The following is a 23,584-nucleotide window of genomic DNA, read 5'->3' as shown; positions in this document are numbered from 1 at the left end:
TCAGTTTTTATTTACTAAAGCGCGGTATATTTGGATGGTAACGTTATGAGTATAGTAGTGTAACCAATTGAGGAACTCCAAGATGCCGTTGCGGGCTGTAACCCTTGAACCCGGGGTTCAAGGTGAACGTAGCATCGTTAACTTTAGGCTTCCTGGTGGCTAGGTTCTCCCTAGCTGACCCGGCATGCACACCATAAACAGATAACCACATTCTAAATGTTTTGAAATATCGGCTCAGGGGACTCACCCGCTGACGAGCATCTCAGAGAATTCTAAACTATATCTTAGTATCTATTGTATGAAAGTAAATACAGAAAGCAACCTATTCTTACTCTATTTTGGTACTAATGTTGTTTTGTTCACCTTTTTTATTCTAATGGAGTAATTGTTCGTCCAGTAATGCGCGCTTGCTCTTGCAATGCCTGTTCAATCGTATGTTGCAATACGCGGATTTTTTGTTCCATATTATCAGTGTAGTCCTGTGTTTTGATTTTTTCTTGCGCAAGTTCATGGCAAATATTTAATGCGACTATAAAAATAAGTTGTTCGGTATTTGTGACGCCAGTTCGATTTTTGAGATCTTTTAGCCGTTGCTCAAGCTCAGCCGCAGACGATTTTAAGGCATCTTGTTGTTCTTTTGGGCAATTAACTCTTAATGTTCGTCCTAAAATTTGAATATCAACAGGTTGTGCAGACATTATACCTTCCTGATTATGTGGGGAGACGAAATATGGTGGTAACATTTCGCTGCCCATAATTCTATTGATGCTATCAAAATAATTATGAGTAATATATGTGCAATTTGTGCACTTATCTAGTATAGCGACCGTCCTTGATGGTAGCATATTACATATCAATATTATTAACGCAACTGAGCAGACATGCCAATACAGAAATCTTTACCTAATTATCAAACTCTTGAGCTACTATTGCAACAACAGAATGTTGCTTTAACAGCCGCAGAAATGCACGGCTTAATTACGGGCCTAATTTGTGGAGGTAATCACGATTATAACTGGAAAAAGTCGGTTTATGAACTAACCAATGATGGATTAGCTTTTTCACAAATATTGACTAACCCACTACGTGAACTTTATGACTTTACACTTGCATCTTTAGATAATAATGATTTCATTTTTAATTTGTTGTTACCTGAAGATGGTAAGGTGTTTGAGCAGGCTGATGCTTTAGCCGGTTGGGTTAACCATTTTTTATTAGGCTTGGGTGTTACGCAACCAAAGTTAATGGAAAAAAAAGAACTAAAAGAGCTTGTTACGGATTTACGTAATATTGGTATGTTGGGTTATGACAAAAATGACGATCAAAATGAGTTAGAACAGGCTTTGGAAGAGATCATTGAGTATGTAAAGGTCGCAGTTCAGCTCTGTTTTATTGCCTTTATGGAGGTAAAAGATCGGCGAATGAAGGCAAAAAATAATAAACCAACATTACATTGATAGGAATGATATTCTAACTTATTTTATTGCTTAATCGCTTGCAGGAGAAGGCATGACTCAACAACCATTTATATCTCGTCGTCATCGATTATTAAAAAAAATGGCACCTGCCAGTGCAGCTATTTTTTTTGCCGCTCCGTCTGTTTTGCGCAATGCAGATTGTGAATATCCTTATCGGCAACACAGTGATTTTCTCTATTTAACGGGCTTTAGTGAACCGGAAGCTGTGTTGGTTATCATTAAATATAATGAAACCTCTAGTAAGAGTATACTTTTTAATCGTGTGCGTGATCAAGCTATGGAAACCTGGTTTGGTCGTCGTTTAGGCCAGCAAGCCGCACTGGCAAAATTGGGCGTGGATCAGGCATTACCTTTTGCTGAAATTGATCAACAGCTTTATCAATTATTGAATGGTTTAGCTGTTGTTTATCATGCTCAAGGTGAATTTGCCTATGCTGATCAAATCGTTATTGCCGCACTTAATCGATTAAGGCAAGGTAGTCGGCAAAAATTAAAAGTCCCATCTACGCAAATTGACTGGCGGCCAATGCTGCACGAAATGCGATTATTTAAATCATCGGAAGAACTTGCTCTAATGCGTGAAGCTAGCAAGATTTCTGCTGATGCACATCTTAGAGCGATGCAAAACTGCCAGCCTGATATGTATGAATATCAGTTGGCTGCAGAAATTGAACATCAGTTTGCCAGTCAAGGCGCAAAATCGCCTGCTTATACTACCATTGTAGGCAGCGGAGAAAATGCCTGTATTCTGCATTACACAGAAAATGATGCTGTGATGAAAGCGGGTAATTTAGTCTTAGTCGATGCTGGGGCAGAATATCAAGGTTATGCCAGTGATATTACTCGTACCTATCCTGTGAATGGTAAATTTAGTCAACCCCAACGTGAAATTTATGACATTGTATTAATGGCCCTAAATACTGCTTTAGCCTTATATCGACCTGGGACGACAATTCACCAAGTGATGACGGCGGTGGTAAAAATTAAGATCGAAGGTTTAATTAAGTTGGGTATTTTACAAGGTGAGGTAGATAAACTCATCGAGGGTAAAGCGCACTTGCCCTTTTTTATGCATGGTTTAAGTCATTGGTTAGGGCTTGATGTCCATGATGTTGGTGATTATGGTAGCAATCGCGATCGCCTGTTAGAGCCGGGTATGGTATTGACCGTTGAACCTGGGCTCTATATTGCACCGGATGCTAATGTACCCGAAGCTTATCGAGGAATAGGTATCCGTATTGAAGATGATATTGTGATCACCGAAGAGGGTAATGAAAACCTGACAGCCGCTGTTATAAAAGATCCTGATGAGATAGAGGCATTGATGGCAGCAGCGAAGTAGGCAGGGAGATGTGAAATAATGAAAGTGATTATTGTTGGCGGTGGTATGACCGGTGCGTCATTAGCACTGGCTATTTCGGCCTTGAGTCAGGGAAAGGTTCAGGTTTCATTAATTGAAGCGTGGTTACCTAATAAGGCACATTCTGGTTTTGATGCCAGAACAATTGCATTGGCTTATGGCACTTGCCAACAGTTTAATCAAATGGGTATATGGGACGGATTAAAAAAGTATGTGACGCCAATTACCCATATTCATGTTTCTGAATATGGCCATGCTGGCGCAGTGAATATGCATGCCAATGACTATTGCTTGCCTGCACTCGGTTATGTGGTTGAATTACATGATGCGGGAAATTATTTATTTCAGCAGCTTAAAAAAGCGTCAAATATTGAGTTATATTGTCCTGATGAAGTTATCTCTGTTGAGCGCACGATTGAGCAGGTATCAGTCAAATTAACGACGGGTAAAGTTCTAACCGGACAGTTATTAGTTGCTGCTGATGGCAGCGATTCAATGATAGGTAAGGCCAGTCAAATTGAATGGCAGCGAGACTCATACCAACAGTGTGCAATTATTGCTAATGTTTTGACTAGCGAAGCGCCACACGGTCGAGCTTTTGAGCGTTTTACCCAATATGGCCCGTTGGCAATGTTACCTATGACTAAAGGGCGTAGTTCATTGGTTTGGTGTCATCCATTGGAAAACCAGCAGCATATTATGCAATGGAGTAATGACCAATTTATGGCAGAATTACAAAAATGGTTTGGCTGGCGGTTAGGTGAAATTAAGGCTGTTAGCGAGCGTTATTGTTTTCCATTGACACTTTCTCAAGCAACAAGAGTTATAAGCCATCGATTAGTCTTGGTTGGTAATGCGGCACAAACTTTACATCCTATTGCCGGTCAGGGGTTTAATCTGGCGATGCGTGATGTGATGCTCCTTGCCAATATAATTAGTGAAGTAGCCAATTATGGTGGTGATATGGGGGCTTATTCAGTTCTTAGTCAGTATCAAATGCAGCGTTGTGATGATAGACATAACACCATAAAGTTAACCGATAATCTGGTTCATTTATTTTCAAATAATCATTTGATTTTTGCTATCGGCCGTAATGTTGGATTAATGGCAATGGAGACACTACCACTTATGCGTGACATTTTAGCCCACCAAGCAATGGGGCGATCGTTTCATCTCTAGCTATTTAAGAAGGAATATTTTAACTATGCAATCGTTTGATGTGGTTATTGTGGGTGGTGGCATGGTTGGCCTCGCTCTAGCTTGTGGATTAAGCGGCAGTGGTATGAGGATTGCCATTATTGAAAATTCTCCCCCACAACATCAATTTGATGCGCAACAGGCGCCTTCACTTAGAGTGTCTGCTATTAATGCAGCGAGTCAGAAATTACTCGATCATTTAGGTGTTTGGCAAACAATCGTGCAAAAACGAGTTGGTCGTTATCAGCACATGGAGGTTTGGCAGCAGGATAGCTTTGGTCATATTCAATTTGATGCCAAGGATCATTATTTAGCTGGTCTCGGACATATCATTGAAAATTCGATTATACGCGGATCTTTATGGCAAAAGGCTAAAGCAAGCACAGATATTACCTTATTTACAGACAGTAGATTGAAAAAAGTTGCTTGGGGCGAGAATGAAGTATTTATGACTGTCGATAATGAGCAGATGTTGACGGCAAGGTTAGTGGTTGGTGCGGATGGTGCTAAATCATGGCTAAGGGAACAAGCGGATATTCCACTTAGCTTTTGGGACTATGAACATACGGCATTAGTCGCCACCATTCGAACTGAGCTACCCCATATGCATACTGCTCGTCAATCTTTTCATAGCGATAGCATTTTAGCTTTTTTACCGTTACACGATCCTCATCTTTGCTCAATTGTTTGGTCTTTACCGGCAATACAAGCGCATAGACGCCTGGATTTAGAAGTTTCTGCCTTTGAAAAAGAGTTAAGCGTCGCTTTAGATATGCGTCTCGGTTTTTGTCAGTTAATTAGTGAACGGCAGATTTTTCCACTTATAGGCCAGTATGCACGAAATTTTGTCGGTCAACGTATCGCTTTAATAGGTGATGCAGCCCACACCATCCACCCTTTAGCAGGGCAAGGAGTAAATTTAGGCTTTATGGATGTTGCAGAGTTGATTGGACAATTACGACATTTAAATACCGCAGGTAAAGATATCGGCCAATATCTTTATTTACAAAGTTATGAACGTAAACGTAAATATAGTGCCGTATTGATGTTGGCTAGTATGCAGGGGTTGCGCCAATTATTTGATGGCAATAACCCAATCAAAAAAATGGTTCGAGATGTTGGATTACTGTTGACTAATACAGTGCCAGGCATAAAACCAAAGTTGCTAAGTTATGCGTTAGGATCACATGATATGCCTGAATGGTTAGCAAAGGCCACAACCAACTCCGCAGAAATAGTGTAACTTATCGCTGCATTCCGCTTAATCTATCGTTTTACAGGAAATAATTCTGTCGGCTTGAGATAGTTGTTTCAATTAATTTGATTTAGCAACTTTGCTTATTTTTTGCCATGTTGCAACTCTGTTTTTAAAATTAATATGTTACATCTAGTCATAGGTATTTTGATTTAACAACTTAGTTTGTCTATACCTATTAATGAGGTATATAGAACAATGACGGTAAAACAGACTGCATTATATGATCAGCACTTGGCCTGCAATGCAACGATGATTGATTTTCATGGTTGGAGGATGCCATTGCATTATGGTTCACAAATCGCTGAACACCATGCTGTTCGTACCGCTGCTGGCATGTTTGATATTTCTTACCAGACAATTATTGATCTGCATGGTGAACAGTGCCGAGATTTTCTACGTTATTTATTAGCCAATGATGTAGCAAAACTGAAAGAGCCCGGTGAAGCGCTCTACACCGGTATGTTAAATGCTTCTGGCGGCGTGATCGATGATTTAGTTGTCTACTATTTTGATGATGATTTCTATCGCTTAATTGCCAATTCTGCCACCCGGCAAAAAGACTTAGCTTGGATCAATGAGCATATTAAAAATTACTTAATTAATGTGCAGGTACGTGATGATCTGGCATTCGTTGCTATTCAAGGGCCAGATGCACAACTGAAAGTGCAATCTCTGCTTAATGAACAACAGAAAAGCGCGGTTATTAATATGCCACTCTTTTATGGTAAACAAATCGATGATTGGTTTATTACTACCGGAGGTTATACCGGTGAATTAGGTTATGAGATAGCACTGCCAAAAGAGCAAGCTGTCAATTTTTGGCAAAAATTACTTGATTTAGATATTAAACCGGCAGGATTGGCAGCGCGTGATACTCTTCGTCTGGAAGCCGGAATGAATTTTTATGGACAAGAAATGAGTGAATTGGTATCACCACTGGCTGCTAATATGGAATGGACAATTGCTTGGCAGCCGGAAGAGCGCGATTTTATCGGCCGAGATGCATTAGAGAGGCAACGTCAGGTAGGCACAGAAAAATTGGTTGGTTTAGTAATGCGTGATAGAGGGACATTACAAGCTGACTTACCGGTTCGTTTTATTGATACAGCAGGTAAGTTGTGTGAAGGGATCATTACGAGTGGCACTTTTTCGCCAACTTTGGGCTTAAGTATTGCTTTAGCACGAGTACCATTGAATATTGGCATGCAAGCGGTTGTGCAAATAAAAAAACATGAGATGCCAGTTCAGGTAGTAAAACCTAGCTTTGTTCGTTATGGAAAAGCATTAATTAACTAAAGTTATTTAATTATATTTTTACGTTTATTTTATTAAAAATTAGCGGGTTAATAATAAAATGACAACGAACATAATTAAATAAATACTACTTTAATCAGTTATTTTTATTTAATAAAACCATATATCATTAATGACAATTGTTATTGATTACAATGTTATTATTCGTGATAAAATGCAAATTAAAATAAACAGCAAAATAAAATATGATGTTGGGGTAAACAGCGTATTGAGTTTTTATAGCAACTTTATGGTAATTGTTTTATTTATTTAAATTTAAATAGTTGTATTAGGCTGTTTTTGTTAGTTTAAAATAAATATTATTTATATTAAATTTTTTATTATTAAATATGGAGTGTTTATGAATGAAATAAATATGGAAGAGCAATATAAAAAACTAATTGATTGGATTAAATCGTTAAGACCAGCATCCGCATCATTAAACCAAGACTATTATAGTGACGCAAAAATTACAGTATCTACAGGGGATATTATTGGCGCTCATCAAGATAAAGATTTGATAATTGCTCAACAGCTTAATGAAATGAATCGAGATGGAAAATCAAAGGATATTACTGCCGAAAAATTAGCGGAATCGCCAGCTAACGGTCTGGCTATTATAAGTACCATCGCAATGGGTGGAGTTGGTTATGAACCACAAAAAGCTATTATGTTGGGTAATTCCGAAGCCTATATAACATATGCCGAGGAAATGAAAAAAAATGTGCTAATGATGGTAGAAGAAGATAAATTACTTGATCTTAATTATCGAGAAGAGAATTATGATGATCTCATTGATAAGATTGTGGATATATATGATAGTATTACTGGTGCTGATAAGCAGAAAATTAAAAATTCTGTTACTCAGTTAGCTAAAGCGGCATTATCTTATTCTGAACAAAAAAATAACAGTGTATTATTTACCCAAGGTGTTATCGCATCGGCAAATAAAGATGATGTGAAATTTTATATAAACTCTTCGCATATTCTATTTGAAAGACAGACAGGTAAAACTAAAAGTGAGCCTACGGATAAATATGTTTCTCGCATACAAATAAAAAATTTGGTGCTAAAAATGCATACTTTTATTTATGATAAAAAAATTGCGGAAATTTTACTGGATACGACTAGAAGTGATTTAGATGAATGGATAAGAAAAATGAAAACAAAAGCAAAGGATAATAAAGAAGCAATGAACTATTGTTTTGGCAATAAATAATAACTATTACCTTTTCTTATTTTTATTTACTGTTTAAGCATAAAAGTTAACTATTTTTGAGCATATTACATCCTAATATCAAAGGATATTTTATGAAGATATTTAAAGATAAAAATTTGTATTCAATTCTGAGTGGAGCATATAATTCTATTCTTAATAACTATATAATTAAAAACGAAAATTCAAAATCAGATTTAGTGACTAGTGGAGCAATTGCCATTGGTAATGATATAGAAAGGGTATTAGCAGAAGAAGATTTATTAAAAGAGATGCATAGTAATAATGAAGTAGAAAAATTATTATCAAAACTTACTGATAATCCACAACACTTTGTAACATCTTATCTCTCTTTTATTAAAGAAATATGTGATTGGGATCCGCTGGATCCAGATAAAAAAAATAATGATGAAAATTATCATAAATATCTTTCAATACTCTTATCTAGTAGCATGTTTCTAGTCGAAACTTCTTCTAATTATAAAATTTATTATGATAATAATAATTATAAAGATATATTAGAAAAAGTATTACAGCAATATCAAAATATATCAGAGCAAGAAAAACCATATATCAATTCATCATTAAAGACCCTGCTCAATCATTCTATTGCCAATACTACTGATAAAAATAACGGTATTTTGTTTACCCATACCGTATTAAGCTCAGAATCTAATGTTATCAGGTTATATTTATATTCAGCTGAAATAAAAATATGTTATGACGAAGAGGACAAAAAATATAAGCCTGTTGATGAGTCAGAGCGGAAAATTGAGATAGCAAAAATAGAACTTAAATTTTTAAATTCTACTTTATCTCATGACGATCTAAAGCTAATTCTTGGTTTTAGATTTATTGTTCTTTCTGATTGGTTGACACAGAATAATATGCTACCTAAAAAAACAAATTATAAATCTTGTATCGATTGGTAATAGTGATAAAAAAGTAATTCGTATATTTATGATATAAAAAATAATTATCAATAAATCGGATGCGTATTTTTAGGTAATTAATATAAATAATACTGGATATTAGGTTAAAGATATTTTTTAAGTAATTGATTGTTATTTACATTGTTAGATAATGTATCATTAGAACAAGTTTCATTGTTATATTTTTTTATTATAACACTATTTAATATGTAGGATTTATACTGTTAATTAATCAAGGAAAGGATAAAAAATGGAAAGTATAGTCACTTCTCAAATTAACAACTATGGTAAAACATCAGAAGAATCTCTAGACGAATTGTTTCAATCATATTCACATTCTAAACCATTAATAACAGATTGTGTTTTAGGTGATGAACTTGAAAAATTGTTCGTTAAGGAGATAACCGAATCAACACTACAAATGGCAGATAGTATCGATAAAATAGCTAATATTTTGATTGATGCTACAGTTACTTTTGCTGCTGGTAATGAAAGTGTGGCAGTAATAATGAATAATATTATGCAGACAGAGGCTATTATTTCGCTTGTAACTGCTATTACTCCCACATTAAGAATGAATTAACCGCGATAACAGATATTTTTTTCTCATGCCAGTAATAACAATAGCGCTAGAGCTATATCTTGGCGCTATTTTTATTTGGTGTTTGCCTATTTTAGTCCATTTTAATCAAAGTGAAAATGATGTAAAGGAGATTCAGGGATGAATATTATTCCGTTATGTGGCGAGTTATTAGGTTATGATTTAGCGTTATTTTCCAATAAGCATTCATGACGTTATGCAAATATCAGGTTGTTATGGTCTAAAATATATATCTTTGTAATTATTAAACAAAATAATTTATATTGCATATATGTGTTTAATATTAATAATAACGTTGCCGCAGGTTTGATAGCTAAATAGCCAGACTAAATAACATTAGTGCAATTTGCTGTAGTTGCGAATAAATTTCGCGTTATTTATGGTCATGAAAGGGTATAACAACAGGAAAAACGCGTTGGAGCGTCGTTGGTATGGTGAATAGCATAAGAAGGGTGAAATTACTGCTATAATTGACGGATCCTTATTTTCAAGCAACACAAATTGGCGAGTCTAAGATAGAAAAAAACCAAAAATTTTTATAGAATGTTATTAAAGGTTTGATTTTGAAGCATAATGACATTGAAGTAAAACAATTCCGTCTATCCAAACTATCTAATATTAATCAGCTAATTAAATTAATCGTCAAATCAACGCGTTAATGAGAGTCATTCTGGATCATTAAACTATAATGCATCGGCGGCAATTGCGATGTTGCTTTGGTTTTTACCAGAGAAATTAATAAGATGACTTGGTGAGAGATTAATTTTATAACAGGGCTATTTTCAAGATCCCTGTTTTGCTATAGGAAAAGGGCTTAACGGAATAAATTTTTATTAGCAATCAATGGATTTGCTATTCCTCTTCCGTCAATAAATAAGGCAAGGGTTGAATAGTAAGTTGGCTTTGTTCTTCTCCTGCCACACGGAAAACACTCTCTTTAGCCATATCATTATTCATAACAACTTGAATACTAATAAAACCCTTTGCTAAGTTAACGGCCGCCAATACGATTCCAGTACGCCGCCAGTTATCACCAATTTTCCATTCGATAGCTTCTCCGGCTTTTGGCAGCGTATTTGCTGACCCTGCTAACCAAAACATGGCGCGTTTATTGGCACCGCGATATTTTGCTCGAGCAACCGTTTCCTGTCCGCTGTAGCAGCCTTTGTGAAAACTGATACTGGCCGGTAATGCTTGTAGATTAACGGCTTGTGGAATAAATTGTTCACTATTTTCAATATCAATATTAGCAATACCGGCAGCAATATCGAAAGCTAGCCATTGCTGATTATCACCATGTTGGGGGAAATATTTTGTCAGTTTAGCTGCAGTCGCGCTATCGGTAACAATTAAAAAACGTTCGGATGGTACATTAAAGTGTAGTAAAGTCGTTTGCTCAAGATGTATAACAGGTTTTTCCTGATTAGGTAATTGAGAAAAGTGATTGTTCAAGGTATCGCGAGCCCCTTGGCCAGCAATACCTAACAACATAATATTAGGTTGCTGACTGAGGGTTATTTGCGAGAAAACCGCGTATTTTTTCAGTTCACTTAGTTGTTTTGCCGCCACGCTGGAGCGTAAAATATAGCCAAAGCCTTCGTTATAGTGAAATAAACGTAGTGTGCTCCACATTTTCCCTTTGGCATCACAGTGGGCGGTGAATATATGTTGTTGTGGCATTAACGTGGTAATATCCGCGGTTAATTGACCCTGTAAATATTTTTCGGCATCAATCCCTGTTGCTGTGATGAAACTCCAGTCGTTAAGTGACATTAATGTTAATGGTAATTGGTGCTCTGTTTTGCCAGTCTCTGGTATAAATTTATTTAGGCTTATCATGTGATCATCCGTTAGTAACCTGGATAAGAGTTGTCATAATGGTAAAATAGCTAGCTGACAAAGCAAGTAATATTATCAAAATTAACTAACAAAATTTATGTCGAATAATTTTTCTATATAAAGTTTTTAGTTAGTGACTAATTGTGGTTTTTACAAAAATGTTACTTAAATCATTTCGATATTGATTAGAATTTGCTACGCTAAATTCTGATATGGAAGCAAAAATTATTCACAAAAGTATTTAAGGTTATTTTATCTTATGGATATCAATCATAAACCCAGGATCCACTGGGCATGTCGCAGAGGAATGCGTGAGTTGGACATCGCCATTATGCCTTTTTTTGAGTATGAATATGATTCACTCACAGAGGATGAAAAATGTCTGTTTGTTCGTTTACTAGAGTGTGCAGATCCTGATTTGTTCAACTGGTTGATGAATCATGGACGTCCTGATGATGATGGTCTTTATCATATGATTCAATTGATACAGAGTAGAAATAAACAACGTGGTTCTTTGGAAATTTAATATCAATGTTTCGTGGCTGACGCAGCTTTTTTCAACGGGTGTTCATGTGGGAATTGGCTTGTTAGTTTTCTTTTCATCTTGGCCACCAAATAATCTGGTCACTTGGTTGATAGCGACCTTATTGATTGTGGCAAGTTGGGTAAGGAGTCAAAAAAATATTAGTCGTTGTAAAGGTAGCTTAGTTTTACTTAATGGTAATAAGATACAGTGGAAAAAAAGCGAATGGCTGATTGTTAAAAAACCTTGGTTTTGTTTTTTTGGTGTAAAACTTACTCTTCGTTCATGGCAATGTAATAAGCGGATTCGGTTATGGATTGCTTCAGATAGTATGCCAGAAGAGGAGTGGCGGAATTTAAATCAATTGCTGTTGCAGTACCCTGATATTTGATATGAAATAGAAGCCTTATAATAAGGCTTCTATTTCATTTAATATTTGCATACACCACCGCTCTATTCGTTCGTCTGTTTGTTCGAATTGGTTAGTTTCATCGAGCGCTAGCCCAACAAACTGGCTACCATCCGTTGTTAAGGGTTTAAGACTGCTAAAGTTATACCCTGTTGTGGGCCAAAAACCGACAAATTTAACTTGCATCCTTGATAATTGATGATAAAGCATTCCTAGTGCATCAAGAAACCAATCGCCATAATCAATTTGATCACCTAAACCATATAGGGATACAATTTTGCCAGCGAGATTTAACGAACAGAGTACATCCCAAATTGTTTGCCAATCTTCTTGTAGTTCGCCAAAATCCCAGGTAGGAATACCTAAAATCAGGATTTGGTAATTTTCCATTAATTGCGGCGAAATATCTTTAATATTATATAAATCAACTAACTCTTCACCTAAATTATATTGGATTTTCTCTGCAACCATTTCGGTGTAGCAGGTACTGGAACCATAAAAAAGACCTATTTTCATTTTGCAACTGGTTGTCATCTTGCGAGTAATAATGAAGCATTATAGCAGAAAAATATTAAAAAAATATTGTAATTCAGTTAATTAAGGTTAATTTATAGATTAAACTATTAGTTATATTATTTCATTAACGTTAATAGATATGGCTGTTTTTTTGATATGCCTCATATTATCATCAATAAAGATAGAAAATAATTATTTTTAACCTATTCTCTAATTAGTCCTTGCAATTTCTACGCCTTATTTGTTCATTTCATTCTTGTTAGATAGAGACTTTCCCTGGTGTTGTGTTTGATATGTTTGCCAGTTTAAACTGGCTTTTTTTTATGCTATTTTCTGTTTTTTATAATATTTAATATTACAATTTGTCGATAATAGGTTAAAAAACCAGATCTTTATCTGTTAAAAAATTTGCGATCTGGTTTTAAAGTTAGATTGCTAAATGACAATCTCTTTTATTGTTAGTAACGCATAGTTAACGCTTTTTATTGGAAACGCCTCTGTAATGTATTAATTGCTCGACGTACATTAGGTAATGGGCCAATATTTATCCATTTATTGCTCGTTTGATGGAATCCTTGCGGTGTACCTGTTTCGATTAAAAGTGCACGCATGTCCTTAGGTTTAATAACATCACCAATATGCTGTTTATACCATGATTGGATTGCCACGACAGCGGAAGCGACAATCGGTGTCGCAGATGATGTACCCGAGAAAGTATGGGTATAATTATTATGCTCACCACTATTGTATAGGTCGTTATAACCAGTTGTGACGACATTTAAACCCCATCCTTGCACATGTACCATGCTGCCATAAGTGGTGAAATCTGTTGGTATCAGGTATTTTTTATCGCCCGCACCAACACGAATTGCACCGTTATCGCCATCATCATTACGGTTTCTATATTCATTATATAATTTATGATCTAAATCCTCAGCGCCATTTCCCGCTGCCATAATGACAATTATGCCTGCATCAGTGGCTTCTTTTGTGATATCCCAGACCGCTTTTTGATAATCGGCTGGAACATATTTATTACGTGGTCCCATTGATTGTAATTCGTAGATGAATATATCTCCTGGCCTTAAGTATTTTAATGCTTTAGCAATTCCATTAACGCGCCCAGCCGGTGCTTCTGAAACGCCATAAAAAGAATCTGCGCCATGCACTAATCCTTTTATCCCCAATCCCATATCTTTGGCATACATTATTCCAGCAACCGCCGTGCCATGTTCATTTTTAAACGGATATTCTGGTGACAGATTAATAAAACTTTTTCTTTGTAAATTAACATGGTTAAAATCAAATCCACCTTCTATATCTGCACAGCGGATCCCTTGTCCTGTGATACCAAGTGACCAGGCATACTCAATATCAATACCAATATGATCTACAGTTGTCCCACCTTGATAGCCCTGAAGGGGATTAAAATTAGGTGTATTATGAATTTGCCCTGTCTTATGATCTGATAACTGCCTAAATGGTGGTGGGGTGTCGGTATGTTCAATATAGGCATATTCAACACAATCATGACTATTTATTTTATCTGCTAAACGTTGTAGTTCTTCCAATGGCATATTGTCCGCTTCTTCAACATAGCAAATACCAGTAAGGTTTTGACAATTGATTAGGTGGTTTTTCATTGTGAGTAAATCATCATCAACAATAGAATAGTAATTAAAGTTATTTAGGAAGCTATCTTTTAATACAGCAGGTTTTAAAATTAATTTATTATTATCTTTTCTTTCTTGGATAACAGATTGATTAAATTTTATAATAAATTTATGTTTTTTCATTGTTAAGCTCCATATTATAAAAGATGAATTATTATTATTTCGCTTATTAAGCGAATAAAAAATTTAGCATAATGAATTTTATTTAAGATAATTAAAGTTGTTGAATATTTTTTTAGCTGGTTAATTAATGAAAATTAAGTTATTTTCATTCTGTGAATTGTTTTATAAAATTAATGGAAGAATTTTTTTTATAACTAAAACATGTTATAAAAGGAATTCATTAATTAAATAAATTAATGTTAATGAAGCAGGGACAAATAATTTTTTCAATTTGTCATTTAGATATGCTTAAAGTGCATAAGAAAGTTTCTATTGTTATAAGCATAAATTTTTATCTTATTACTAATTAAATAATTTTTTATCATTATCTGAATAATAAAAGTTATTAAAAATAAACCTATTATTTAAATGAATAGTAATATCTAATTAGTAAAAAGGTTATTTAATTCACGATTAGTAAAAACCTATTATTTATAATAGGTTTAAAATTTTTTAATGACGGAAACTACTATTAAGTTGGTATAATTCGATTGTTATTAAAGCTATCGTGTTATTTCCTGCTGTGCGAGGATCATCATCTTTAATAACTATCTCTCTGGATTGTGGAATAATACCTTGGGGTTCATAAATAAAGGTTTCTCCATTAAGTGATTGACGTTGCCCGCCATTAAAAACTTTATGTAAAATAATCTTGTAGTGGTTAAAATTAGCGGGGATATCTGTCACGGTAACAATATATCCTGCACTTGATTGCTGATAGCTGGCATCGTCGTATTTTAATTGGTCATTTTTATTTGGCCAATTTGGACCATTTGGCACAGGCTTACCATTATATAGCACTTTATTTCTATTACGTGGTGGTACAATATTGCTGCCATACCAACGCTCGCTATCGAGTAGGTTAGCAGGGATCGCGGTATCAATATAATATTGTGATTGCAGTTTGACGCCTGTGGGTAGTTTTGTTTGACCACTTTCGCCAACAATAGAGGGATCGGCCGTATAATTGGCAATAAGTATGTTTATTTGATTGTTGGCATTAATTGCGCCGGTTGTAGTTATGCCAGTTTTACAAGTATCTGTTAATTTAATAATCGATGAATCACGATGAGAAGCAAATTGATTATATAGCCAATATGCTTGGGCGGCATAGGTAGCGTAACTGTTGTTATTAAATAAACCAAATTCTGCTCCATCAGCTCGATATAGATAGGCTTTATCTACGCCAGCTTGTTCTGCGTGAATCAAAAAAGAGAGTAAATAGGCAGCGGCAACATGGCTTTGGTTCTTAGAATTGTTAATTTTACTCGCATAAGCGGTCAAGGCCCATTCAGTGATATAGCATTTTACCTGCTGAAAGCCATGTTTATCGAGTCTACTACGCACATAATCTTGCATTTCATAAATATTTTTCGGATTGGCAGTATGAATTGCGTAATAATGATATGAGTAAAAATCAAAAGGAACATGTTTGTTTTTTATATAGGCAATAAAGTTATCGACAAAATTTTCATTTTTAAAAACAAAAGTAGTTCCACAACTACCAATTTTTACCCAAGGTGCGGTTGCTCGAATGGTATTGGCAACAGCACGATAAAAATCATAAAACTCGACAACTGCGAGCTGATTATTTTCGGGAGTTGTCCAGAAGAAACCAAGATCGGGTTCATTCCAGATTTCGTATTCAGAAATCGGATAAGCAAGACCTATCAAATGATAATTAATACTATATCTTTCTACTAATTTCTTTACTAATTGACAATATTTTTCAATATTAGTTGGTTTATGTTTCCCGCCATTAAGTATTCTGCCTATTCTAAATAATATATTCGGTTTTTGTTTACCTTGATAATATTTATTTGATAAAGAGTTTTTAAGATAGGCATCAGTTGGTTGCCAATTGAATTGTGGCTCTTCCTTAGCTGAAAAATATTGTGGGGCATTTAAGCAAATAGTTCTTCGATTAAAAAAATCATCAGCATAATTATTTATTTGTTCTTTAACATTATTAGGGGCATTGTTTGTTATCTGATCCAGGTAATTCATATCTGTCGTATCAAAGCAACTATCAATATCACATACGCCATACCAATCATGAGTACGAAGATCAACAATTCCCATTTCAGCAAATTGTTGTTCTAGATTTGGTAAGCCAGGTGCTAAAGAAATAGGTGTACCATTAGCTTGGTTTAGAAAAATAGATTTGCCAATTGCTCTTTTTTCAACACCATGTGAATTTTTAGTTGTTGGAATGGCAGAATAGATAATATTTACTGGCATATTTATTATCCTTTTTAATTATATATTTAATTGTTATTGAAAATTTATATTCATTATTAAATAAACAACTTAATCATTTGTAATGTTACTCATCTGTTTATAACATTAAATTATTTTTTTTTATTTTGTATAGTGTTTTTTTTAGCTAATATCTTATTGAATTATCAACTTATTAAAATATCAATTGGTTACAGTAAAATTAATTAAATAATAGCGTAGTTAATTTTTTTATATTTTTCAAAAAGGATGTTTATAATAACATCATCATGATTTTTATTTTTTAGTAAATTAAATAACGATTAATGTAGATAATAGTTATTAATTGATAAAAAACTAAGATGAATTGAGCGTTACTGATCCCTAATTCACAATATTAAATACTATAATTAATCACTGGATATTGATTTAACTTATTAATTTTAATTAGTTATATAAATTATCATTCTAATTTAATTAATAAAGAAACAACCTGCATAAATGTTAGTATGGCATTGTGGCAGAAAGTATTTTTTGAGGCATAATAGAGTGCAATTAATTTACTAGGAGTGCTATTGTGTCAACTGAAAAAAACAGAGACAGTCATCCGTTGATAGAACAATTTCTCGATACTATTTGGCTTGAGCATGATTTAGCGGCTAATACGCTTTCTTCTTATCGTACTGATTTACAAACATTAGTTGGTTGGTTGTCACGCCAAGGTTATGATCTGCTTACGGTTGAAGTCATGGATTTACAATCTTTTTTGGCAGAACGCGTAGAGGGTGGTTATAAAGCAACGAGTTCTGCTCGTTTACTTAGTGCTATGCGGCGCTTATACCAGTATTTCTATCGTGAGAAACTACGCACCGATGATCCGACGGCACAATTGTCGGCACCTAAGTTACCAAAACGGCTACCTAAAGATCTTAATGAGAAACAAGTTGAAGATTTACTGCATGCGCCTACCACTGAGGATCCGATTGAATTAAGAGATAAAACAATGCTTGAGGTGCTGTATGCTTGTGGGTTACGTGTTTCTGAACTGGTTGGGCTAACATTAGCAGATATTAGTTTGCGTCAGGGTGTTATTCGGGTAGTAGGAAAAGGTAATAAAGAACGGTTGGTACCCTTAGGTGAAGAGGCTATTTATTGGTTGGAAACTTATTTAACGGAGAGCCGTCCAATCTTACTTAATGGATTGACCAATGATGTGTTATTTCCGAGTAAAAGAGGCACTCAAATGACGCGTCAGACTTTTTGGCATCGAATTAAATATTATGCAGCAATTGCTGGAATTGATAGTGAAAAACTTTCTCCTCATGTATTAAGACATGCATTTGCGACCCATTTGCTAAATCATGGCGCAGATCTACGGGTAGTACAAATGTTGCTTGGACATAGTGATCTTTCTACCACACAGATCTATACCCATGTTGCTACAGAGCGGTTAAGGCAATTGCATCAACAACATCATCCTCGAGGTTGATTGAGGATCAAGGAAATTTTAAATGAAAAAAAATATCGTATGGTTAGTTAGTTTGCTGGTCGCAGTGTCACATTCTGTATTGGCTGATGATGTGGCTATTAAAAGAACATTGAATAAAATGGGCATAGAAACTGAGAATATCCATCCGTCACCTATTGTTGGTTTGAGTACAGTGATCACTAACCAAGGGCTGGTTTATGTGACCGAAGACGGTAAGTATTTGTTAGAGGGACCTATTTATGATTTAAGTGGACAAATGCCGGTTAATGTCACAAATCAAATCTTGGCAAAAAAAATAGAAGCGATGAGTGATCAGATGATCATATTCAAGGCGCCAGAGGAAAAATATGCTATTACCGTGTTTACTGATGTTACCTGTGGTTATTGCAAAAAATTTCATCAAGATATAGCAGAATATAATAAAAAGGGTATCACCGTACGTTATTTGGCATTCCCTCGTAATGGTCTTCACCATGAATCAGCTAAAACAATGACATCTATCTGGTGTAGCGCTGATCGACAAAAAGCATTAACAGACGCTTTTAAAGGTGAAACGATTTCTCCAATTGAAAAATGCAAAACGGTTGATATTGCTGCTCAATTTAATATTGGTCATATGCTTGGTATTAACGGAACACCCGCTTTGGTATTAGAAGATGGCACAGTAATACCGGGTTATATGACAGCCGATGATTTAGTTAAAGGGTTAGAAAAACTTAAGAAAAAATAATAATGAGTTAACAATAAATATGAAAATACAGCTTCGTCGACGACCGAAAGCAGATGATAGCCACCTGCCTGCTCATTTGTCTCCGGTATTACGCCGTTTGTATGCCATGAGAGGTGTGTTGGCAGAAAATGAGTTAGAAACAGGAGCCAAAGGATTACTTAATTACCAATCACTTAATGGGATTGAAACTGCGGTTCAACTGTTAATAACTGCCCTACATGAACATTGGCGGATTATTGTGGTCGGTGATTTCGATGCCGATGGTGCAACGAGTACGGCATTGACACTGCGAGCGCTGAGCGCGATGGGATATCGTTATTTTGATTATTTGGTGCCTAACCGATTTGAAGATGGCTATGGACTTAGCCCGCAGGTTGTTGATGAAGTTATTAAAAGAAAAGCGCAACTTATTATTACCGTTGATAATGGCATATCCTCCCATGAAGGTGTTGCTGTTGCTCATCGACACGGTATAAAAGTGATCATTACCGACCACCATTTGCCAGGAGAAAAACTGCCTTGTGCAGAAGCAATTATTAATCCTAATTTAGCTGATTGTCACTTTCCATCAAAAGCATTAGCCGGGGTTGGTGTCAGTTTTTATTTGATGTCAGCATTACGCGCTGCGTTGCGCCAGACCGGTTGGTTTGAGCAACAGTCACGTAAGATGCCTAATCTGGCTGAATTACTAGATTTGGTGGCATTAGGGACGGTGGCGGATGTTGTTCCCTTGGATAGTAATAATCGTATTTTAGTTTACCAAGGTTTAAATCGTATTCGGGCGGGCCGCAGCTGTGTCGGGATCAAAGCTTTGATTGAAGTTTCCAAACGTGATGTTAGTCGTCTGGTTGCTAATGATTTAGGTTTCTCCATTGGGCCACGGCTCAATGCTGCGGGAAGATTAGATGATATGTCAATCGGTGTGGAGCTGCTATTGACTGACGATATCGCGCACGCTAGAAAATTGGCTAATGAATTAGATAGCTTAAATCGTACCCGGCGCGAAATTGAACAAGATATGCAGCAAGAGGCTTGGCATATTTTTTCACAAATAGAAAAAAAACGTCATCAAATACCCAATGGTTTAGCACTCTATCATCCCGAATGGCATCAGGGAGTAGTAGGAATATTGGCTTCTCGCATTAAAGAACGTTTTCATCGTCCGGTTATCGCCTTCGCACCAGCAGGCGAAGGGATTTTAAAGGGTTCAGGGCGTTCCATCAATGGTTTACATTTACGAGATGCACTTGAGCGCTTAGATACGCTTAATCCAGGATTAATTTTAAAGTTTGGCGGCCATGCCATGGCAGCAGGATTAACGCTGGAGGAGCAGAAATTTACTCAGTTTCAAGAGAACTTTTCTAATCTGATGGCAGAACTGCTGGATAACGATATGCTTGAAGGGGTTATTTGGAGTGATGGTGAGCTAAATAATGAAGAGTTGTCGCTGGATATTGCAGAACTAATTAGAAATGCTGGGCCATGGGGACAGGCTTTTCCAGAGCCTATCTTTGATGGCAAATTTAAGTTACTGCAACAACGTCTTGTCGGTGATTGTCATCTAAAAGTGATGTTAGAACCACTGGCGGGTGGCCCGATGATAGATGGCATCGCCTTTAATATTGATACTGCTTATTGGCCTGACAATAGTATTAAAATGGTCGAGTTAGCTTATAAACTTGATGTCAATGAGTATCGTGGCAATCGTAACATCCAGTTACTCATTCAGCATTTGTGGCCTTGTGAATAGTATTTAACCTATTCTAACTGTTATTTTTCACTGAAGTGGTAGATATACCTATGATTTCCCTTATTATAGCCAATATTTTTCTACCACTTATTTGCTAATATTTGGATTTAAAGCATGATTCTCATAGCGGCATTTACTGACTAAAAGCGGCTATTTGGTTGGTAAAAAGGGATTATCATGGAGCATATTGACTGAAAAACTATAATCCCGCAATCAGATCCGCTACAATAGGCGGTTTATATTTTTATGACTTTTTAATGAAAATAACATAAATAAGATACAAGGTTATGTTTGAAATTAATCCAATAAAAAATCAAATTCAGGATCTGTCTGAGCGGACGAAGATCTTGAGGGGGTATCTTTGACTATGATGCCAAGAAAGAACGTTTGGAAGAAGTAAACGCAGAACTTGAACAGCCTGATGTATGGAACGAACCTGAGCGAGCCCAAGCGTTGGGTAAGGAACGTTCTTCTCTTGAAGCCATAGTCGAAACTATTGACGCGTTAATACAAGGTTTAGATGATGTATCTGGTTTGCTCGATCTAGCAATCGAAGCTGATGACGAAGAAACTTTTCATGAGGCGGTAGCAGAGTTAGCGCAATTGGAAGGAAAACTGGGGCAATTGGAATTTCGCCGTATGTTTTCAGGGCAGTATGACAGTGCTAACTGTTATCTTGATTTACAGGCAGGCTCGGGAGGAACGGAGGCACAAGACTGGGCTAGCATGTTAATGCGTATGTATCTGCGTTGGGCTGAGTCAAAAGGTTTTAAAACAGAGATTATTGAAGCGTCAGATGGCGATGTTGCTGGTTTAAAATCTGCCACGATAAAAATTATTGGTGAGTATGCTTATGGTTGGTTACGTACTGAAACGGGTGTTCATCGATTAGTGCGTAAAAGTCCTTTTGATTCAGGCGGTCGCCGCCATACTTCTTTTAGCTCAGCCTTTATTTATCCTGAAGTGGATGATGATATTGATATTGAAATCAATCCCGCGGATTTGCGTATTGATGTTTATCGAGCATCAGGGGCTGGTGGTCAACATGTTAATAAAACAGAGTCAGCGGTACGTATAACTCATATTCCAACTGGCATTGTTACTCAATGTCAGAATGACCGTTCACAACATAAGAATAAAGATCAGGCTTTTAAGCAACTAAAAGCAAAATTATATGAGCTTGAGATGCAAAAGAAAAATGCCGATAAACAAGCCTTAGAAGAAAATAAATCTGATATTGGCTGGGGTAGCCAAATTCGTTCTTATGTGCTGGATGATTCTCGAATTAAAGATCTACGTACAGGGGTTGAAAATCGCAATACCCAAGCGGTACTGGATGGTGATCTGGACAAATTCATTGAAGCAAGCTTGAAAGCTGGCTTATGAGGAAAAAAGATGTCTCAACAACAACAGGGTACTGATCAGGCCCTTGATTTAAATAATGAATTAAAAACTCGTCGAGAAAAACTGGCGGGATTGCGTGGTAATGGCATTGCTTTTCCTAATGACTTTCGCCGGGAGTATTTATCTAGCGATTTACATGGTAAGTATGCAGATCAGGATGCGGAGCAGCTTACTGCCCTAAATATTGATGTCTCTGTTGCCGGACGAATGATCACACGCCGTATCATGGGTAAAGCCTCTTTTGCTACCTTACAAGATATGGGGGGGCGCATTCAGATTTATATTTCTCGTGATGATTTACCAGAAGGGATCTATAACGAACAATTTAAGAAATGGGATCTGGGCGATATTCTCGGTGTTAAAGGTAAATTATTCAAGACTAAAACCGGCGAGTTAACCATTCATGGTTATGAAGTTTATTTGTTAACCAAAGCATTGCGCCCTTTGCCGGATAAATTCCATGGGCTGGCAGATCAGGAAACGCGTTATCGCCAACGTTATCTTGATCTTATTGCCAATGAACGTTCACGGCAGACTTTTATTACGCGTTCACGTGTGCTGTCTGCTTTACGTAACTTCATGGTTAGTAAAGATTTCATGGAAGTTGAAACACCCATGATGCAGGTTATACCGGGTGGTGCAGCAGCTCGTCCATTTATTACTCATCATAATGCGTTAGATATTGATATGTATCTGCGTATTGCGCCAGAACTTTATTTAAAACGTTTAGTTGTGGGTGGATTTGAGCGAGTTTTTGAAATTAATCGTAATTTTCGTAATGAAGGTATTTCACCGCGGCATAATCCAGAGTTTACCATGATGGAACTTTATATGGCTTATGCTGATTATAAAGATCTTATTGTGTTAACCGAAGAGTTATTCCGAACGGTAACGCAAGAAGTATTAGGCACAACCCAGGTAAAATATGGTGAGCATTTATTTGATTTCGGGCAGCCTTTTAGCAAAATGACCATGAAAGAAGCGATAGTCAAATATCGTGCGGAAACGGTTCTGGCTGATTTGGATGATATGACTAAAGCGACAGCGATCGCAAAATCACTGAATATTGAGCCAGAAAAAGGTTGGGGATTAGGTCGCTTACAATGTGAGATTTTTGAGGCGGTGGCGGAAAGCCATTTGATTCAACCGACATTTATTACTGAATATCCGGCAGAAGTGTCTCCGTTGGCGCGTCGGAATGATAATAATCCATTTATTACCGATCGATTTGAATTCTTCATTGGTGGTCGTGAAATTGGTAATGGTTTTTCTGAGCTTAATGATGCAGAAGATCAAGCCGAGCGTTTTGCACAGCAGGTTCGTCAGAAAGATGAAGGTGATGATGAAGCCATGTTTTATGATGAGGATTATATCACTGCACTGGAGCATGGATTGCCGCCAACGGCAGGTTTAGGTATTGGTATTGATCGGATGATCATGTTATTGACCGATAGTCATACAATTCGTGATGTTATTCTGTTTCCAGCCTTGCGGCCTGGTAAATAGCCTATCAGATTGCATAAAAAATGCCTGGCTG

Annotated in this window: 20 protein-coding genes and 1 other RNA gene; 15 read left to right on the top strand and 6 right to left on the bottom strand. The window is 36.2% G+C overall.

Features of this window, described 5'->3' with window-relative positions:
• Nucleotides 1-70 precede the first annotated feature (70 nt).
• Both ssrS and zapA read right to left on the bottom strand, forming a co-directional pair.
• Nucleotides 71-272, bottom strand: a non-coding RNA gene (gene ssrS, locus QE177_RS10520) — 6S RNA.
• 96 nt (nt 273-368) lie between these two features.
• A complete protein-coding gene (zapA, locus tag QE177_RS10515) occupies nt 369-698 on the bottom strand; it encodes a cell division protein ZapA (protein WP_026821802.1) in 330 nt (109 codons plus the stop codon).
• A 183-nt stretch (nt 699-881) separates the two neighbouring features.
• Here zapA and QE177_RS10510 point away from each other — a divergent pair, with 183 nt between their 5' ends.
• From QE177_RS10510 to QE177_RS10475, 8 genes are all read left to right on the top strand, one after another.
• Nucleotides 882-1,457 (top strand): YecA family protein, encoded by a 576-nt coding sequence (locus QE177_RS10510; RefSeq protein WP_280549433.1) that lies wholly within the window; start codon nt 882-884, stop codon nt 1,455-1,457.
• A gap of 52 nt (nt 1,458-1,509) precedes the next feature.
• Nucleotides 1,510-2,820, top strand: coding sequence for a Xaa-Pro aminopeptidase (gene pepP / locus QE177_RS10505; RefSeq protein WP_280549431.1), 1,311 nt, complete (start codon nt 1,510-1,512; stop codon nt 2,818-2,820).
• 18 nt (nt 2,821-2,838) lie between these two features.
• Nucleotides 2,839-4,017, top strand: a complete 1,179-nt coding sequence (gene ubiH, locus QE177_RS10500; protein WP_280549429.1) for a 2-octaprenyl-6-methoxyphenyl hydroxylase — start codon at nt 2,839-2,841, stop codon at nt 4,015-4,017.
• A gap of 25 nt (nt 4,018-4,042) precedes the next feature.
• The gene (ubiI, locus tag QE177_RS10495) at nt 4,043-5,278 is read left to right on the top strand and encodes an FAD-dependent 2-octaprenylphenol hydroxylase (protein ID WP_280549427.1); all 1,236 of its coding nucleotides are present in this window, start codon (nt 4,043-4,045) and stop codon (nt 5,276-5,278) included.
• Nucleotides 5,279-5,488: 210 nt separating this feature from the next.
• Entirely contained in the window at nt 5,489-6,589 is a 1,101-nt protein-coding gene (gene gcvT, locus QE177_RS10490; protein WP_280549425.1) for a glycine cleavage system aminomethyltransferase GcvT, read from the top strand.
• Between the two features lie 358 nt (nt 6,590-6,947).
• Nucleotides 6,948-7,805 carry a hypothetical protein gene (locus tag QE177_RS10485; RefSeq protein ID WP_280549422.1) on the top strand — a complete coding sequence of 286 codons (858 nt, stop codon included), beginning with the start codon at nt 6,948-6,950 and terminating at the stop codon, nt 7,803-7,805.
• Nucleotides 7,806-7,897: 92 nt separating this feature from the next.
• Nucleotides 7,898-8,734, top strand: a complete 837-nt coding sequence (locus QE177_RS10480) for a hypothetical protein (protein ID WP_280549420.1) — start codon at nt 7,898-7,900, stop codon at nt 8,732-8,734.
• A 250-nt stretch (nt 8,735-8,984) separates the two neighbouring features.
• Nucleotides 8,985-9,317, top strand: coding sequence for a hypothetical protein (locus tag QE177_RS10475; protein WP_280549418.1), 333 nt, complete (start codon nt 8,985-8,987; stop codon nt 9,315-9,317).
• Between the two features lie 870 nt (nt 9,318-10,187).
• Here the strand turns inward: QE177_RS10475 and ygfZ are convergent.
• A complete protein-coding gene (ygfZ, locus tag QE177_RS10470) occupies nt 10,188-11,174 on the bottom strand; it encodes a tRNA-modifying protein YgfZ (protein ID WP_280549415.1) in 987 nt (328 codons plus the stop codon).
• Between the two features lie 259 nt (nt 11,175-11,433).
• Here ygfZ and sdhE point away from each other — a divergent pair, with 259 nt between their 5' ends.
• Together sdhE and QE177_RS10460 are read left to right on the top strand one after the other, a co-directional pair.
• Entirely contained in the window at nt 11,434-11,700 is a 267-nt protein-coding gene (gene sdhE / locus QE177_RS10465) for an FAD assembly factor SdhE (RefSeq protein WP_026821812.1), read from the top strand.
• A complete protein-coding gene (locus tag QE177_RS10460) occupies nt 11,681-12,088 on the top strand; it encodes a protein YgfX (protein WP_180558768.1) in 408 nt (135 codons plus the stop codon). The genes sdhE and QE177_RS10460 overlap by 20 nt, the downstream gene beginning before the upstream one ends.
• A 15-nt stretch (nt 12,089-12,103) precedes the next feature.
• Here the strand turns inward: QE177_RS10460 and fldB are convergent, their stop codons facing one another.
• The 3 genes from fldB to QE177_RS10445 all read right to left on the bottom strand — a co-directional run bounded on the left by fldB (nt 12,104) and on the right by QE177_RS10445 (nt 16,698).
• A complete protein-coding gene (gene fldB, locus QE177_RS10455; RefSeq protein WP_280549407.1) occupies nt 12,104-12,622 on the bottom strand; it encodes a flavodoxin FldB in 519 nt (172 codons plus the stop codon).
• A gap of 482 nt (nt 12,623-13,104) precedes the next feature.
• Complete coding sequence (locus tag QE177_RS10450; protein WP_280549404.1) at nt 13,105-14,418, bottom strand: S8 family serine peptidase; 1,314 nt, start codon at nt 14,416-14,418, stop codon at nt 13,105-13,107.
• Between the two features lie 492 nt (nt 14,419-14,910).
• Entirely contained in the window at nt 14,911-16,698 is a 1,788-nt protein-coding gene (locus QE177_RS10445) for a hypothetical protein (RefSeq protein WP_280549402.1), read from the bottom strand.
• 553 nt (nt 16,699-17,251) lie between these two features.
• Between QE177_RS10445 and xerD the strand changes: the two genes are divergently transcribed.
• The 5 genes from xerD to lysS all read left to right on the top strand — a co-directional run bounded on the left by xerD (nt 17,252) and on the right by lysS (nt 23,553).
• Nucleotides 17,252-18,163 (top strand): site-specific tyrosine recombinase XerD, encoded by a 912-nt coding sequence (xerD, locus tag QE177_RS10440; protein WP_280549400.1) that lies wholly within the window; start codon nt 17,252-17,254, stop codon nt 18,161-18,163.
• A gap of 22 nt (nt 18,164-18,185) precedes the next feature.
• A complete protein-coding gene (gene dsbC / locus QE177_RS10435; RefSeq protein WP_280549398.1) occupies nt 18,186-18,893 on the top strand; it encodes a bifunctional protein-disulfide isomerase/oxidoreductase DsbC in 708 nt (235 codons plus the stop codon).
• A gap of 13 nt (nt 18,894-18,906) precedes the next feature.
• Nucleotides 18,907-20,643: a single-stranded-DNA-specific exonuclease RecJ gene (gene recJ, locus QE177_RS10430; RefSeq protein ID WP_280552267.1), complete on the top strand. Its 1,737-nt coding sequence runs from the start codon at nt 18,907-18,909 to the stop codon at nt 20,641-20,643.
• A gap of 287 nt (nt 20,644-20,930) precedes the next feature.
• Nucleotides 20,931-22,029 (top strand): peptide chain release factor 2 gene (gene prfB / locus QE177_RS10425; protein WP_180558774.1). Its coding sequence is split into 2 segments (ribosomal slippage): nt 20,931-21,005 and nt 21,007-22,029, totalling 1,098 coding nucleotides; the frame shifts between segments, so codons are not numbered across the junction.
• A 9-nt stretch (nt 22,030-22,038) separates the two neighbouring features.
• Complete coding sequence (lysS, locus tag QE177_RS10420; RefSeq protein ID WP_280549396.1) at nt 22,039-23,553, top strand: lysine--tRNA ligase; 1,515 nt, start codon at nt 22,039-22,041, stop codon at nt 23,551-23,553.
• Nucleotides 23,554-23,584 lie beyond the last annotated feature (31 nt).

Origin of the sequence: Arsenophonus sp. aPb, assembly GCF_029873475.1 — a bacterium.
Classification (GTDB): Bacteria; Pseudomonadota; Gammaproteobacteria; order Enterobacterales; family Enterobacteriaceae; genus Arsenophonus.
This window is presented reverse-complemented; position numbering and strand designations above follow the sequence as displayed.